10 protein-coding genes are annotated in these 14,723 nt (G+C 71.5%); 7 read left to right on the forward strand and 3 right to left on the reverse strand.

The window, feature by feature from the left end; translation table 11 throughout:
- Positions 1-12: 12 nt before the first annotated feature.
- Positions 13-3,087: a bifunctional [glutamine synthetase] adenylyltransferase/[glutamine synthetase]-adenylyl-L-tyrosine phosphorylase gene (locus ACGRHY_RS20000; RefSeq protein ID WP_394636690.1), complete on the forward strand. Its 3,075-nt coding sequence runs from the start codon at positions 13-15 to the stop codon at positions 3,085-3,087.
- Positions 3,088-3,118: 31 nt separating this feature from the next.
- Here ACGRHY_RS20000 and ACGRHY_RS20005 read toward each other — a convergent pair whose 3' ends face one another.
- The 3 genes from ACGRHY_RS20005 to ACGRHY_RS20015 form a co-directional block, all read right to left on the reverse strand.
- Positions 3,119-3,964: a phosphatase PAP2 family protein gene (locus ACGRHY_RS20005; protein ID WP_394636691.1), complete on the reverse strand. Its 846-nt coding sequence runs from the start codon at positions 3,962-3,964 to the stop codon at positions 3,119-3,121.
- Positions 3,965-4,000: 36 nt separating this feature from the next.
- Positions 4,001-5,071, reverse strand: coding sequence for a LacI family DNA-binding transcriptional regulator (locus tag ACGRHY_RS20010; protein ID WP_394636692.1), 1,071 nt, complete (start codon positions 5,069-5,071; stop codon positions 4,001-4,003).
- A gap of 117 nt (positions 5,072-5,188) precedes the next feature.
- Positions 5,189-6,529 (reverse strand): extracellular solute-binding protein, encoded by a 1,341-nt coding sequence (locus tag ACGRHY_RS20015; RefSeq protein WP_394636693.1) that lies wholly within the window; start codon positions 6,527-6,529, stop codon positions 5,189-5,191.
- A gap of 239 nt (positions 6,530-6,768) precedes the next feature.
- Here ACGRHY_RS20015 and ACGRHY_RS20020 point away from each other — a divergent pair, with 239 nt between their 5' ends.
- The 6 genes from ACGRHY_RS20020 to ACGRHY_RS20045 all read left to right on the forward strand — a co-directional run bounded on the left by ACGRHY_RS20020 (position 6,769) and on the right by ACGRHY_RS20045 (position 14,688).
- On the forward strand, positions 6,769-8,049 hold the full coding sequence (locus tag ACGRHY_RS20020) for an extracellular solute-binding protein (protein ID WP_394636694.1): 1,281 nt from the start codon (positions 6,769-6,771) through the stop codon (positions 8,047-8,049).
- Between the two features lie 38 nt (positions 8,050-8,087).
- Positions 8,088-9,107, forward strand: a complete 1,020-nt coding sequence (locus ACGRHY_RS20025) for a carbohydrate ABC transporter permease (protein ID WP_394636695.1) — start codon at positions 8,088-8,090, stop codon at positions 9,105-9,107.
- A gap of 5 nt (positions 9,108-9,112) precedes the next feature.
- Complete coding sequence (locus tag ACGRHY_RS20030; RefSeq protein ID WP_394636696.1) at positions 9,113-10,054, forward strand: sugar ABC transporter permease; 942 nt, start codon at positions 9,113-9,115, stop codon at positions 10,052-10,054.
- Positions 10,055-10,112: 58 nt separating this feature from the next.
- Entirely contained in the window at positions 10,113-11,768 is a 1,656-nt protein-coding gene (locus ACGRHY_RS20035; protein WP_394636697.1) for a glycoside hydrolase family 13 protein, read from the forward strand.
- Complete coding sequence (locus ACGRHY_RS20040) at positions 11,765-12,859, forward strand: LacI family DNA-binding transcriptional regulator (protein WP_394636698.1); 1,095 nt, start codon at positions 11,765-11,767, stop codon at positions 12,857-12,859. The genes ACGRHY_RS20035 and ACGRHY_RS20040 overlap by 4 nt, the downstream gene beginning before the upstream one ends.
- A 449-nt stretch (positions 12,860-13,308) precedes the next feature.
- A complete protein-coding gene (locus tag ACGRHY_RS20045; protein WP_394636699.1) occupies positions 13,309-14,688 on the forward strand; it encodes an alpha-amylase in 1,380 nt (459 codons plus the stop codon).
- Positions 14,689-14,723 lie beyond the last annotated feature (35 nt).

Raw genomic sequence — 14,723 nt, forward strand, 5'->3', positions numbered from 1 at the left:
GGCAAGGCCACGGTGGTGCAGGGCGGTCGGCGGGACAGCCGGTTCGGACGGTTCGTACGGCACGGGTTCACCGATCCGGGGGCGGCCGGCCGCCTGCTGGACTCGCCCGCCCTGGCCCGGGTGCGCGACGACGCGGTGCTGCTCGACGCGCTCGGCGCCACCGCCGACCCCGACCAGGCGCTGCTGTCCTTCGTCCGGCTGGTGGAGGCCCAGCCGGACGACGCCGGGCGGCAGACGCTGCTGGGCACCGTGCTGGCCGCCAAGCCGCTGCGCGACCGGCTGCTGGGCGTGCTGGGCGCATCCGAGGCGCTCGGCGACCATCTCGCGGGCCACCCGGACGACTGGCAGGTCCTCCACTCCTACGAGACGGCCGATCTGCACCCGGGCGTCGAGGAGTTCGAGGCCGCGCTCGCCGGTGCGGACGGTCCCGACGGACTGCGCGTCGCCTACCGCCGGGCCCTGCTCACCATCGCCGCCCGTGACGTCCGCGGCACCACGACGGTCGACGAGACCGCCGCCGAACTCGCCGACCTGGCCACCGCCACCCTGCGGGCCGCCCTGGCGATGGCCGGGCGCGAGGAGCCGGGGGACGCGCGGGCGTGCCGGCTGGCCGTCATCGGGATGGGCAAGTGCGGCGGCCGCGAGCTCAACTACGTCTCGGACGTGGACGTCGTCTTCGTCGCCGAGCCGGCGAGGGAGGCCGGCGGGGAGACCGGGGACGGCGGCGACGGGGAGAGCGAGGCGCTGCGCGCGGCGACCCGGCTCGCCGCGCGGATGATGCGGATCTGCTCCGACACCACCGCCGAGGGCACCATCTGGCCGGTGGACGCCAACCTGCGGCCCGAGGGGCGCAACGGCCCGCTGGTGCGCACCCTGTCCAGCCATCTGGCGTACTACCGGCGCTGGGCCAAGACCTGGGAGTTCCAGGCCCTGCTCAAGGCCCGCCCGGTGGCCGGCGACCCGGCACTCGGCCGTGAGTACCTGGAGGCCGTGGCTCCGATGGTGTGGCAGGCCGCCGAGCGGGAGAACTTCGTCACCGACGTGCAGCAGATGCGCCGCCGCGTGGTCGCCGGGATCCCCGCGGCGCAGCTCGACCGCGAACTCAAGCTCGGCCCCGGGGGGCTGCGCGACGTGGAGTTCGCCGTCCAGCTCCTCCAGCTCGTCCACGGGCGCAGCGACAGCGCCCTGCGCAGTCCCACCACGCTGGCCGCGCTCGACGACCTCGCGGCGGGCGGGTACGTGGGCCGCCAGGACGCCGCCGCGCTCGGTGACGCGTACCGCTTCCTGCGCGTCCTGGAGCACCGCATCCAGCTCCAGAAGCTGCGCCGCACCCATCTGATGCCGCGGGACGGGACCGAACTGCGCCGTCTGGGCCGCTGTCTGGGCTTCCGCCAGGACCCGGTGGCCGAACTGACCCGCGCCTGGAAGCGGCACGCGGCCGTGGTGCGGCGGCTGCACGAGAAGATCTTCTACCGGCCGCTGCTGGACGCCGTCGCCCAGCTCGCGCCCGGCGAGATCCGGCTGTCGGCCAGCGCCGCCGGGCAGCGCCTGGAGGCGCTGGGCTACGCGGACCCGGCCGCCGCCCTGCGCCATCTGGAGGCGCTGACCTCCGGGGTCAGCCGCAAGGCCGCCATCCAGCGCACCCTGCTGCCGGTGCTGCTGGGCTGGTTCGCCGACTCCGCCGACCCCGACGCCGGGCTGCTGGGCTTCCGCAAGGTCTCCGACGCGCTCGGCCAGACCCCGTGGTACCTGCGGCTGCTGCGGGACGAGGGGGCCGCCGCGGAGAACCTGGCCCGGGTGCTGTCGGCCGGGCGGCTCGCCCCCGACCTGCTGTTGCGTGCCCCCGAGGCCGTCGCCCTGCTCGGCGATCCCGGCGGGCTGCGGCCGCGCGGCCGGGAGTCGCTGACCCAGGAGGCGCTGGCGGCCGTCGGCCGGGCCGACGGGCCCGAGCAGGCCGTCACCGCCGTCCGCGGGGTGCGGCGCCGCGAGCTGTTCCGTACCGCCGCCGCCGATGTCATCGGCGCGTACAAGTCGGGGGGCGGGGGTGTGGAGGGTGGTCCGGAGGCCGGCTCCGGGGGCGGTTCCGGTAGTGGTGCGCAGGACGCCGACGGCGTCGCGGCCGCCGTGGACCGGGTGGGGGAGGCGCTGTCCGGCCTGAACGCCGCGACCGTCGCCGGTGCCCTGCGGGCGGCGGTGGACGCCCGCTGGGGCGACACCCTGCCCACCCGCTTCGCGATCATCGGCATGGGCCGCTTCGGGGGCCGCGAGCTGAACTACGGCTCCGACGCGGACGTGCTGTTCGTCCACGAACCGCGCGAGGGCGTGGACGAACGGGAGGCCGGCGAGGCGGCCCTCGCCGTCGCGGTCGAGATGCGCCGCCTCCTGCAGCTCCCCAGCTCCGACCCGCCGCTGCTCATCGACGCCGACCTGCGGCCGGAGGGCAGAAGCGGCCCGCTGGTGCGCACGCTGGCCTCCTACGGGACCTACTACCGCCGCTGGTCGCAGGTGTGGGAGCGGCACGCGCTGCTGCGCGCCGAACCGGTGGCGGGCGACACGGGCCTGGGCCGCCGCTTCGTCGAGCTGATCGACCCCCTGCGCTATCCGGAGGACGGTCTGGAGGAGGACGCGGTGCGGGAGATCCGCCGCCTCAAGGCGCGGATGGAGAGCGAGCGGCTGCCGCGCGGCGCCGATCCCACCACCCACACCAAGCTGGGCAGGGGCGGGCTGTCGGACGTGGAGTGGACGGTCCAGTTGGCGCAGTTGCGCCACGGCGCCCGGGTGCCGGGGCTGCGCACCACCCGTACCCGTGCCGCGCTGGCCGCCGCGCGGGAGGCCGCACTGATCGGTGAGGAGGACGCCGCGATCCTGGACGAGGCGTGGCTGCTGGCCACCCGGGTGCGCAACGCGGTGATGCTGGTGCGCGGCCGTCCCGGCGACACCTTCCCCTCCGAGCCGCGCGAGCTGGCCGCCGTCGGCCGCTACCTGGGCTACGAGCCCGGGCACGTGGGCGAGATGCTGGAGGACTACCGGCGCATCACGCGCCGCGCCCGTGCGGTGGTGGACCGGTTGTTCTACGGGGTGGAGTGAGGGGTTCCGCCGTCGTCCGGGCGCGGGGCGGCTACGGCGAGGCGGGGACCAGGCGGGGGAGGCGGTGGGCCGGGGCGCCGTACCAGGCGCAGGAGACCGCGAAGCCTATGCCCAGGCAGACCAGCCCGCCGACCGCGTCCAGCCAGAAGTGGTTGGCGGTGCACACGATGACCACCAGGGTGAGGGCCGGGTAGAGCCAGCCGAGGATCTTCACCCACAGCGGCGCCGCCAGCAGGGCGAGGGTGATGCCGCACCACACCGACCAGCCGATGTGCATCGACGGCATGGCCGCGTACTGGTTGGAGACGTTGGCCATGTTGCCCGAGGCCATCGAGCCCCAGGTGCCGTGGACCTTGACGGTGTCGACGAAGTGCACGCTCTCCATCAGCCGCGGCGGGGCCAGGGGGTAGAGGTAGTAGCCGAGCAGGGCGACGGCCGTGGTGGCGAACAGGACCGTACGGGTGGCGGCGTAGCGGCCCGGGTGTCTGCGGTAGAGCCAGACCAGGACGCCGACGGTGACGATGAAGTGCAGCGTGGCGTAGTAGTAGTTCATCGTCACGATCAGCCAGGTGACGCCGTTGACCGCGTGGTTGAGGGACTGTTCGACGGCGATGCCGAGGGCGTGCTCGACCTCCCACAGCCAGTCGGCGTTCCGCAGGGCCTGCGCCTCCTGCTCCGGCACGGCGTTGCGGATCATGGAGTACGTCCAGTAGCTGACCGCGATCAGCGTGATCTCGAACCAGATCCGGGGCCGGCGGGGCGCGCGGACGCGCTGGGAGACGGTGCGGCGCGGAGCCGGAACAGCCGTGTGTTCATCCACCGGAGCGACAGTGGTCACTCTGGTTTCTTCTGTCGTCCTCGCGATCGGAGCCCCCATGGTGCGCCAGTCTGCCAGAATCCGGAACCCGACCGATCATCCTCCGGTCCGGTCCCGGTCGCCCTCGGTCCTCCCCGAGACGGACCCCCGGCCCTGAGGAGCCGAGGCGGTGGATCCGCGGACGACCAGCTCGGGCAGGAAGACGAACTCGCTGTGCGGGGCGGGGGTGCCGCCGATCTCCTCCATCAGCGCCCGTACCGCCGCCTGGCCCATCGCGGTCACCGGCTGGCGGATGGTGGTCAGGGGCGGGTCGGTGAAGGCGATCAGCGGGGAGTCGTCGAAGCCGATGACCGAGACGTCGCCGGGAACGGCCAGGCCGCGCTGCCGGGCGGCCCGGATGGCGCCGAGCGCCATCATGTCGCTGGCGCAGACCACGGCGGTGCAGCCGCGGTCGATCAGGGAGCCGGCCGCCGCCTGGCCGCCCTCCAGGGTGTACAGCGAGTGCTGGACCATCCCCTCCGCCTCGCCCCGCGAGAGCCCGAGCTGCTCCTGGAGGCTGGTGGTGAAGCCCTCCGTCTTGCGCTGGACGGGTACGAACCGGGCCGGGCCCAGGGCCAGTCCGATGCGCTCGTGGCCGAGTGAGGCGAGGTGGGTGACGGCCAGTCGCATCGCGGCCCGGTCGTCCGGCGAGACGAAGGGTGCGCGGACCTTGGGGGAGAAGCCGTTGACCATCACGAACGGCACGCCCTTGCCGCGCAGATGCTCGTAGCGGTGCGTGTCGGCGGTGGTGTCGGCGTGCAGTCCGGAGACGAAGATGATGCCCGCGACGCCCCGGTCCACGAGCATCTCGGTCAGCTCGTCCTCCGTCGAGCCGCCGGGGGTCTGGGTGGCCAGTACGGGGGTGTAGCCCTGACGGGTCAGCGCCTGTCCGATGACCTGGGCGAACGCCGGGAAGATCGGGTTCTCCAGTTCGGGGGTGATCAGTCCGACCAGCCCCGCGCTGCGCTGGCGCAGGCGCATGGGTCTTTCGTATCCCAGCAGGTCCAGTGCGGCGAGGACGGACTCGCGGGTGGCCGGGGAAACGCCGGGCTTGCCGTTGAGGACGCGGCTGACCGTCGCTTCGCTGACCCCCGCCTGGGCTGCGATGTCAGCTAGCCGTGCGGTCACAGCACCGGACTGTACCGGTCATGTGTCCGACTGCCCACCGTACCCGGGAGTTCGCCCGGACAGGTGCGGTTTCGCCCCCCGGGGCCGGCCCCCGGGAGGCGAAACCGGGGACGGGTCTCACCGTTCGACGCGGTAGCCGGGCAGCAGCCCGTCACTCCACTCCTCGGCGGTGCGGGCCAGTCCCTCGCGCGCGGTCTCCTCGCCGCGCAGGATGGCCGTGTAGTGGGGCTGGAGGGCGACGAAGAGCTGTCCGCCCTCGGGGAGGGAGGGCCGGGCCACGGCCTTGGTCAGTGCCAGGTAGAAGGAGTTGCGCACCGGGTCGGACAGCACCTTCCCGGTGTAGGCGGCCGTACGGGTCGGCAGCAGCCCCAGGGCGAGGGCGGTGCTCTCCTGCTGCTTGGCGTCGGTCATGTACTTGACGAAGAGGTACGAGGCGCCGGGGTTCTCCGTCTCCGCCGAGACCACGAGGTTGTGGCCGCCGGTGGGGGAGCCCGCGGTGCCCGACCCGCCGCCCGGGACGGCGGCGATGCCCAGGTTGTCGCGGTCCTCGAACTCGGGGGAGGAGAAGATGTCGGCGGTCGCCCAGGGACCGTTGATCATCATGGCCGCCTCGCCGCTCGTGAAGGCGTTCTGCATGGCGGCGTAGGCGTCCTTCTCCGGGGGCTTGGGCGCGGCGCCGGAGGAGACCAGGTCGGCGGCGGTGGCCACGCCCCGGACCGAGTCGGGGGAGGCGACGGTGATCGTACGGGAGCCGACGTCGACCAGGTCGCTCCCCTCGCCGTACAGGAACGGCAGGGAGAAGAAGGGGTCGGGGTTGAGGGCGATGCCCTCGGCCCCCGTCTTCTCCCTGATCTCCAGCGCGACGTCCTTCAGGTCCTTCCAGGTGGACGGGGGACGGCTGATCCCGGCCTCCTCGAAGATCCTGCGGTTGTAGAGCAGGGCGAGGGTGTCGGTCACCTGGGGGACGCCGTAGATGCCGCCGTCCTCCAGCGTCACGCTCGCGGTGGTGGTCGGCAGGAAGCCGGACATGTCGGCTTCCAGGGCGGGGGTGCCGGTGAGGTCGGCGAGGTGGCCCTCGGCGGCGAAGCCGATCGTCCAGCCGACGTCCGCGCGCAGCACGTCGGGCACGCCCCGGCCGGACTCCACGGCGTCCAGGAACTTCTGCTGGGCCTGGTCGAAGGGGACGGAGACGTGCTCGACGTCGACCTCCGGGTACTTCTCCTCGAAGGCCGCGACGAGCTCGGCGAAGTGCGGGGCCTCGGCCTCACCCGAGGTGTCCCACCAGGTGACGCTGCCGGACACGGCGGAGGTCTCGTCCTCCGCGGAGCCGCCGAGGACGCCGCAGGCGGTGGCCGTCAGGGCCAGGGAGACGGCGGCGGCCAGGGCGGCGGCGGTCCTGCGGCGCCGGCGGGCCCGTCCGGCCGAACCGGACGCCCCGGGGTGTATGTGACTTTCCATCGTGATCTTCCCGTCTGTCCTCAAGCGGAGGATCCGCAGTGGAACGCGGAGGAAGGTAGCAGGGGTGCAACTTCTTGCGGAAGACGTTGCAGACTCGTTTGCAGAAAGTTGCCGCAAGGTCTTTCTAAAAGATTGCCCCGCTGTTACGTTCCTGGTCAGCCCGGCGCCGCGACCGCGCGGCCCGCGCGGAGTACGCCAGTGCCCCCGCGAGACGGGCACCGGATCATGGAGGAATTCACATGCGGCGTGGCATAGGGACCACCGCACTGGTCGCGGCCATCGCGCTCGCGGCCACCGCCTGCGGAGGCAGCGACAGCGGTGACGGTGAGAAGAAGAACGCCAACGGCGAACTGTCGGGCACCGTCGAGTTCTGGGACACGTCGGGCGACGCCGAGAAGGGCTTCTACAAGAAGGTCGCCGAGGAGTTCGAGGACAAGCACCCCGGCGTCGACGTCAAGTACGTCAACGTCCCCTTCGGCGAGGCCAGCAACAAGTTCAAGAACGCCGCGGGCGGCGGCTCCGGCGCCCCCGACGTGATGCGCACCGAGGTCGCCTGGGTGGCCGACTTCGCCAGCCTGGGCTACCTCGCCCCGCTGGACGACACCGCCGCGGTCGACGACAAGGACGACTACCTGCCGCAGGCCTGGGGCAGCACCCAGTACGACGGCAAGACCTACGCCGTGCCGCAGGTCATCGACACCCTGGCCCTCTTCTACAACAAGGGTCTGCTGGAGAAGGCCGGCGTCGAGGTGCCGCAGTCGGTCGAGGACATCAAGGAATCCACCGACGCGTTCAAGAAGAACGACGTCACCCCGTTCTACCTGCGCGGTGACGACCCGTACTGGTTCCTGCCCTTCCTCTACGGCGAGGGCGGCGACATGCTCGACGCCGGGGCGAAGAAGATCACCATCGACGACGAGCCCGGCGCGAAGGCGTTCGAGGTGATCAAGGACCTGGTGGACTCCAAGGCCGCGACCACGGACACCACCAACGGCTGGGAGAACATGCAGAAGTCCTTCAAGGACGGCAAGGTCGCGATGATGATCAATGGCCCCTGGGCCATCGAGGACACCCTCGCGGGCAAGCAGTTCAAGGACGACGAGGACAACCTCGGTGTCGCCGCGGTCCCGGCCGGCAGCGCCGGCCAGGGCGCCCCGCAGGGCGGTCACAACTACTCCGTCTACGCCGGCTCCGACAACCTCGACGCCTCCTACGAGTTCGTCAAGTACATGAGCTCCGCCGAGGTCCAGAAGCGCACCACCGAGGAGCTGAGCCTCCTGCCGACGCGCACCTCGGTGTACGGGGAGAAGGTCGTCGAGGACAACCAGATGGTCCAGTTCTTCAAGCCCGCCGTGGACAAGGCCGTCGAGCGTCCCTGGATCGCCGAGGGCAACTCCCTCTTCGAGCCGCTGCGCGTCCAGATGGCCGATGTGCTGACCGGCAAGACCAAGCCGGAGGCCGCCGCCGAGAAGGCCGGCGAGGAGTACGCCAAGCTCCTCAAGGACGGGGACTGGAAGTAAGGGACCGGGAAAGCTCAGGGAGAGGCTGACCGACGACCATGGCTGTCGAGACCGGCCAGTCGGTGGCACCGGCCGCGGGCGGAGACGCCCGCGGCCGCGGCCGCGGAACTGGCGAGAAGTCCAAGGAGGCCCCCGGACCACTGCGCCGCGCACTGGCGACGCACTGGTACGCGTGGGCCATGGTGGCCCCCGTGGTGATCGTCATCGGGGTGATCATCGGCTATCCGCTGTTCCGGGGCATCTGGCTGTCCCTGACGGACGCGGACGAGGCCAGTGTCGCCCGCACCATCGGCGTCAACGAGATCGAGGCCACCTACGAGTTCATCGGTCTCGAGAACTACCTGGCCATCCTCACCGACAACGTCTTCTGGGACCGGCTCGGCTGGACGGTGCTGTGGACGGTCGGCTGTGTCTCCGTGACCTTCCTGCTGGGCCTGGTGCTGGCCACCATGCTCAACCGGAAGCTGCGCGGCCGGGCGGTGTACCGCATCGCGATCATCCTGCCCTGGGGCATCCCCGCCTTCGTCTCCGTCTTCGCCTGGCAGATGCTGTTCAACGAGAAGAACGGCATCCTCAACAGGGTCCTGGAGGGCGGGGGCATCGAGGGCGTCCCCTGGCTGGGCGACCCCACCTGGGCGAAGATCTCCGTCATCGCGGTGAACGTCTGGCTGGGTGTGCCGTTCATGCTCGTCGCCCTGCTGGGTGCCCTCCAGTCCATCCCCTCGGAGCTGCTGGAGGCCGCCGAGGTGGACGGCGCGAACGCCTGGCAGCGCTTTCGCAACGTCACCCTGCCGGGCATCCGCTCGGTCAGCAGCACAGTGGTCCTGCTGAGCACCATCTGGACGTTCAACATGTTCCCGGTGATCTACCTGCTCACCCGGGGCGGGCCGGGCGACTCCACCGAGATCCTGGTGACCTACGCCTACCGGCTGTCCTTCCTCAACAGCCCGCGAGACTTCGCCACCTCCGCGGCCTGGGGCGTGCTGATCCTGCTGCTCCTGATGTTCTTCGCGGTGTTCTACCGCCGTTCGCTCCGCAAGCAGGGAGAGGTGTGGTGACGACGATGAACACCACGGAAACCACCACCGCGACCACGACCCCCGACCCCGCCACCACCGCGCCCGTACCGCCGGCCGGCGGCGGTCGGCCCGGTCGGCCCGGGCGGGTGCGCGGGCGCGGGCGCGGCGAGCGCGGACCGCTGGCCTCCGTCGCCCTGCACGCGGGCCTGCTGACCGCGGCCGTGGCCGCGGTCTTCCCGCCGTTCTGGCTGCTGGTGACGTCCTTCAAGCCCAAGACGGAGACCTTCACCACCTCGCTGGTGCAGAACTTCACGCTGGAGAACTACACCCACGTCCTGGGCGAGACCTACTTCCTGACCTGGTTCTGGAACTCGGTGGTGGTCGTGGCGGTGACCACGCTGCTCGGCGTGTTCATCTCCGCCACCACCGGCTACGCCGTCAGCCGCTTCCGCTTCCCCGGGATGCGCCCGCTGATGTGGACCCTGCTGATAACGCAGATGTTCCCGATGGCGATCCTGATCGTGCCGCTGTACAACCTGATGGCGCAGCTCGGCCTGCTCAACCAGCCCGTCGGGCTGATCATCACCTACCTCACCATCGCGGTGCCGTTCTGCGCCTGGATGATGAAGGGCTTCTTCGACACCATCCCCGTCTCCATCGACGAGTCGGGGCGCGTGGACGGCCTCAACCCCTTCGGCACCTTCTGGCGGCTGATCCTGCCGCTGGCCAAGCCGGGGCTGGCCGTCACCGGCTTCTACAGCTTCGTGACGGCCTGGGCCGAGGTCGCCTACGCGTCGGCCTTCATGACCGGGGAGGAGAACCTCACCCTCGCCGGTGGCCTGCAGACCTTCGTCAACCAGTACGTCGGCGACTGGGGCTCGATGACCGCCGCCGCGGTGATCATCGCCGTCCCGGCCGCGATCGTCTTCGGCATCGCCCAGCGGCACCTCGTCGCCGGCCTGACCTCCGGCGCCGTCAAGTCCTGACCCGCCGCCCCACCCGTCCGGCACCTCGCGTCCCCCCACTCACGACACCAGGGATGACATGACCCAGCACTCATCAGCCCCCGCCACCGGCACGGCCCCGGCCATCCGCACGGACGCCTCGGGAGAGCCGGCCGGCTGGTGGCGCGACGCGGTGATCTACCAGGTCTACCCCCGCTCCTTCGCCGACGGGAACGGCGACGGCATGGGGGATCTGGCGGGCGTCCGCGCGCGGCTGCCCTACCTGGCCGACCTGGGCGTCGACGCCGTCTGGCTCAGCCCCTTCTACGCCTCCCCGCAGGCCGACGCCGGCTACGACGTCGCCGACTACCGCGCCATCGACCCGATGTTCGGTGATCTGCACGACGCCGACGCGCTGATCCGCGACGCCCACGAGCTGGGGCTGCGGATCATCGTGGACCTGGTACCCAACCACTCCTCCGACCACCACGAGTGGTTCCAGCGCGCCCTGCGCGAGGGCCCCGGCTCGCCGCTGCGCGACCGATACCACTTCCGCCCCGGCCGCGGCCCGAAGGGCGAGGAGCCCCCGAACGACTGGGAGTCCATCTTCGGCGGCCCGGCCTGGACCCGCACCGAGAACCCCGACGGCACCCCGGGGGAGTGGTACCTGCACCTGTTCGCCCCCGAGCAGCCCGACTTCAACTGGGAGAACGAGGCCGTGCGGGACGAGTTCCGCTCGGTGCTGCGCTTCTGGCTGGACATGGGGGTGGACGGCTTCCGCATCGACGTCGCCCACGGACTGGTCAAGGCCGCGGGGCTGCCCGACATGGGCCGGGCCGGACAGCTGAGGCTGCTGGGCAACCAGGTGCTGCCCTTCTTCGACCAGGACGGCGTCCACGAGATCTACCGCTCCTGGCGGCGCGTCCTCGACGAGTACCCCGGCGAGCGCATCGGCGTCGCCGAGGCCTGGACGCCCAGCCCCGAGCGCACCGCTCTCTACCTGCGTGCCGACGAGCTGCACCAGGCGTTCAACTTCCACTACCTGAACACCGCGTGGAACGCCGAGGCGCTGCGGGCGGTCGTCGACCAGTCGCTGGACTCCATGCGCCCGGTCGGCGCCCCCACCACCTGGGTGCTGTCCAACCACGACGTGGTGCGCCACCGCACCCGGCTCGGCGGCGGCCTGGCCCGCGCCCGCGCGGCCTCGCTGCTGATGCTGGCGCTGCCCGGCTCGGCCTACGTCTACCAGGGCGAGGAGCTGGGCCTGCCGGAGGTCGCCGACCTGCCCGACGAGGTGCGCCAGGACCCGTCCTTCTTCAAGGACAACGGCCAGGACGGGCTGCGCGACGGCTGCCGCGTGCCCATCCCGTGGACGCCGGCCGGCCCCAGCTACGGCTTCGGCACCGGCGGAAGCTGGCTGCCCCAGCCCGAGCAGTGGGCCGAGCTGTCGGTCGAGGAGCAGACCGGCGACCCCACCTCCACGCTGGAGCTGTACCGCAGTGCGCTGGCGGTGCGCCGCGAGCACCCGGCGCTGGGCGCGGGCGAGAGAGTGGAGTGGCTGGAGGACTTCCCCGCCGGTGTGCTGGCCTTCCGCCGCCGGGCGGCCGACGGCTCCGGCCGCGGCGTCGTCTGCACGGCCAACACCACCGACCGGCCCGTCGAGCTGTCCGCGGCGCCCGGCCGGGTGCTGCTGGCCAGCGGCGAGTACGAAGGCGGTGCGATCCCGGCCGACACCACCGTCTGGTGGGAGGTATGACCGAGACCGGTACGGTGCCCGCGGCGGTCCCCCCGCAGGGTGGTCCGGCCGCGGGCACCGTCCCCGGCACCGCCCGGCTGGCCGACATCGCGGCCCAGGCCTCGGTCAGCGAGGCCACGGTCAGCCGCGTGCTCAACGGCAAGGCGGGCGTGGCGGCCGGCACCCGGCAGAAGGTGCTGGCGGCCCTGGACGTGCTGGGGTACGAGCGGCCGGTGCGGCTGCGGCAGCGCAGCGCCGGGCTGATCGGGCTGGTCATCCCGGAGCTGACCAACCCGATCTTCCCGGCTTTCGCCCAGGTCATCGAGCAGGTCCTGGCAGGGCACGGCTACACCCCGGTGCTGTGCACCCAGATGCCGGGCGGCGCCACCGAGGACGAGCTGGTCGACCAGCTCGTCGAGCGCGGTGTCAACGGCATCGTCTTCCTCTCCGGGCTGCACGCCGACACCGCCGCGGACCCGGGCCGCTATGTGCGGCTGTCCGGGCGGGGTGTGCCGTTCGTGCTCATCAACGGATTCAACGAGCACGTCAGCGCCCCCTTCGTGTCGCCCGACGACCGGGCGGCGGCCCGGATGGCGGTACGCCATCTGGCCGACCTGGGCCACGATCCGCGGCGGATCGGCCTGGCGGTCGGCCCCATCAGGTACGTCCCCGTGCGGCGGAAGGCGGAGGGTTTCACGGCGGCGCTGATCGAGCAGGGCGTGCCCGCGGCGCGGGTGCGCGAGCAGGTCCAGCACACGCTGTTCACCCTGGAGGGCGGCCACGCCGCGGCGGGCGCGCTGATCAGCGCCGGCTGCACGGGGGTGGTCTGCGGCAGCGACCTGATGGCGCTGGGCGTGGTGCGGGCGGCCCGGCAGCGCGGGCTGGAGGTCCCGCGCGAGCTGTCGGTGGTCGGCTTCGACGACTCCGAGCTGATCGCCTTCACCGATCCGCCGCTGACGACCGTGCGCCAGCCGGTCAAGGCCATGGCGAGCGCGGCGGTGAACGCCCTGCTGGAGGAGATCGGGGGGAACCCCGTCCAGCACTCGGAGTTCGTCTTCCAGCCCGAGCTGGTGGTGAGGGGCTCCACGGCCCCGCCGTCGCAGCCGTCGTAGGACCCCACACGTGCCGCCGGGCGCCGGCGGGCGCCCGGCGGTGTGTGACCTGACAGCCCGCCGCCGGGCGCCCGGCGGTGCCCGGCGGCGGGTGGCGTGCGTGTGGCGGAACACCGTGTGCCGCGGGCGGGACGCGCGCACCCGGCCCGGCCGGCCGGGCGCGTGGGGGCCATGTGTCTGGTCCCCCGGCCGACCGGACCGGGAGTGTGGCCGAACGTAGCACTGTGCAATCCCTTGCGAAAGAGTTTGCACAGAGACGACGGCTGTGTTTCCCGGGGATGTCCAAAGTCTTGACGCCCCCCCAGGGCCCGTCTACGTTCTCCTGCGCGAAGACTTTCACGCTCTTTCAGTCTTCTTGCAGCAAGAGCATTCACTGCTCCACCGCCTTACGGGCGCGGCGCGTTGCCCCCAGGCAGGCACTCGCATCTGCTTCCCCCACAGGAGGAAACGTGGCCAGGAGATCCGCAGCCGCCACACTCGCGCTTGTCGCGGGCATGGCAGGCTCTCTCATCGCCGTTCCCGGACCGGCGCAGGCGGCGCCGCCCGGGACCAAGGACGTCACCGCCGTTCTGTTCGAGTGGAACTTCGACTCGATCGCCCGTGAGTGCACCAGCAGGCTCGGCCCGGCCGGCTACGGCTTCGTCCAGGTCTCCCCGCCCCAGGAGCACATCCAGGGCGGTCAGTGGTGGACCTCCTACCAGCCGGTCAGCTACAAGATCGCCGGACGTCTCGGCAACCGCTCGCAGTTCCGGAACATGGTCAACACCTGCCACTCGGCCGGCGTGAAGGTCGTCGTCGACACGGTGATCAACCACATGTCGGCGGGCAGCGGTACCGGCACCGGCGGCTCGTCGTACTCCAAGTACAACTACCCCGGCATCTACAGCGGCGCCGACATGGACGACTGCCGGTACCAGATCAACAACTACCAGGACCGGTACAACGTCCAGCACTGCGAACTGGTGGGCCTCGCCGACCTCGACACCGGCGAGTCCTACGTCCGCAGCCGGATCGCGGCCTACATGAACGACCTGCTCTCGCTCGGCGTGGACGGCTTCCGGATCGACGCCGCCAAGCACATGCCGGCGGCCGACCTGGCGGCCATCAAGTCCCGGCTGAACAACCCGAACGTCTACTGGAAGCAGGAGGCGATCCACGGCGCGGGCGAGGCCGTCTCGCCCACCGAGTACCTCAACAACGGCGACGTGCAGGAGTTCCGCTACGCCCGGGACCTCAAGCGGGTGTTCATGAACGAGAAGCTCGCCTACCTGAACAACTACGGTGAGGGCTGGGGCTACATGAGCTCCGGCAAGTCCGGTGTCTTCGTGGACAACCACGACACCGAGCGCGGCGGCGACACCATGAACTACAAGTACGGCTCCGCCTACACCCTGGCCAACGTCTTCATGCTGGCCTGGCCGTACGGTGCCCCGGACGTCCACTCCGGGTACGAGTGGAGCAACTACGACGCCGGCCCGCCCAACGGGGGTCACGTGAACGCCTGCTGGCAGGACGGCTGGAAGTGCCAGCACGCCTGGCCCGAGATCTCCTCCATGGTCGCCTTCCGCAACGAGACGCGCGGGCAGGCCGTCGTCAACTGGTGGGACAACGGCAACGACGCCATCGCCTTCGGCCGCGGGAACAAGGGCTACGTCGCCATCAACCACGAGACGTACCCGATCTCCCGCACCTTCCAGACCTCGCTGCCGGGTGGCACCTACTGCAACCTCCAGAACGGCGGCAAGGTCAGCGTGAACGGCTCCGGCCAGTTCACCGCCACCCTCCACCCGGGCACCGCCATAGCCCTGCGCAACGGCTCCCGCTGCTAGCACGTCCGGCACTCCGGCGCCACGCGTGACGGCTC

It is taken from the genome of Streptomyces shinuiensis (assembly GCF_043660855.1).
In the GTDB taxonomy this organism is placed as follows: domain Bacteria; phylum Actinomycetota; class Actinomycetes; order Streptomycetales; family Streptomycetaceae; genus Streptomyces.

Coding starts and splice junctions, on each gene's coding strand:
- ACGRHY_RS20005 (WP_394636691.1), bottom strand. CDS start 3,964: ATGGGGGCTCCGATCGCGAGGACGACAGAAGAAACCAGAGTGACCACT.
- ACGRHY_RS20015 (WP_394636693.1), bottom strand. CDS start 6,529: ATGGAAAGTCACATACACCCCGGGGCGTCCGGTTCGGCCGGACGGGCC.
- ACGRHY_RS20020 (WP_394636694.1), top strand. CDS start 6,769: ATGCGGCGTGGCATAGGGACCACCGCACTGGTCGCGGCCATCGCGCTC.
- ACGRHY_RS20025 (WP_394636695.1), top strand. CDS start 8,088: ATGGCTGTCGAGACCGGCCAGTCGGTGGCACCGGCCGCGGGCGGAGAC.
- ACGRHY_RS20030 (WP_394636696.1), top strand. CDS start 9,113: ATGAACACCACGGAAACCACCACCGCGACCACGACCCCCGACCCCGCC.
- ACGRHY_RS20035 (WP_394636697.1), top strand. CDS start 10,113: ATGACCCAGCACTCATCAGCCCCCGCCACCGGCACGGCCCCGGCCATC.
- ACGRHY_RS20040 (WP_394636698.1), top strand. CDS start 11,765: ATGACCGAGACCGGTACGGTGCCCGCGGCGGTCCCCCCGCAGGGTGGT.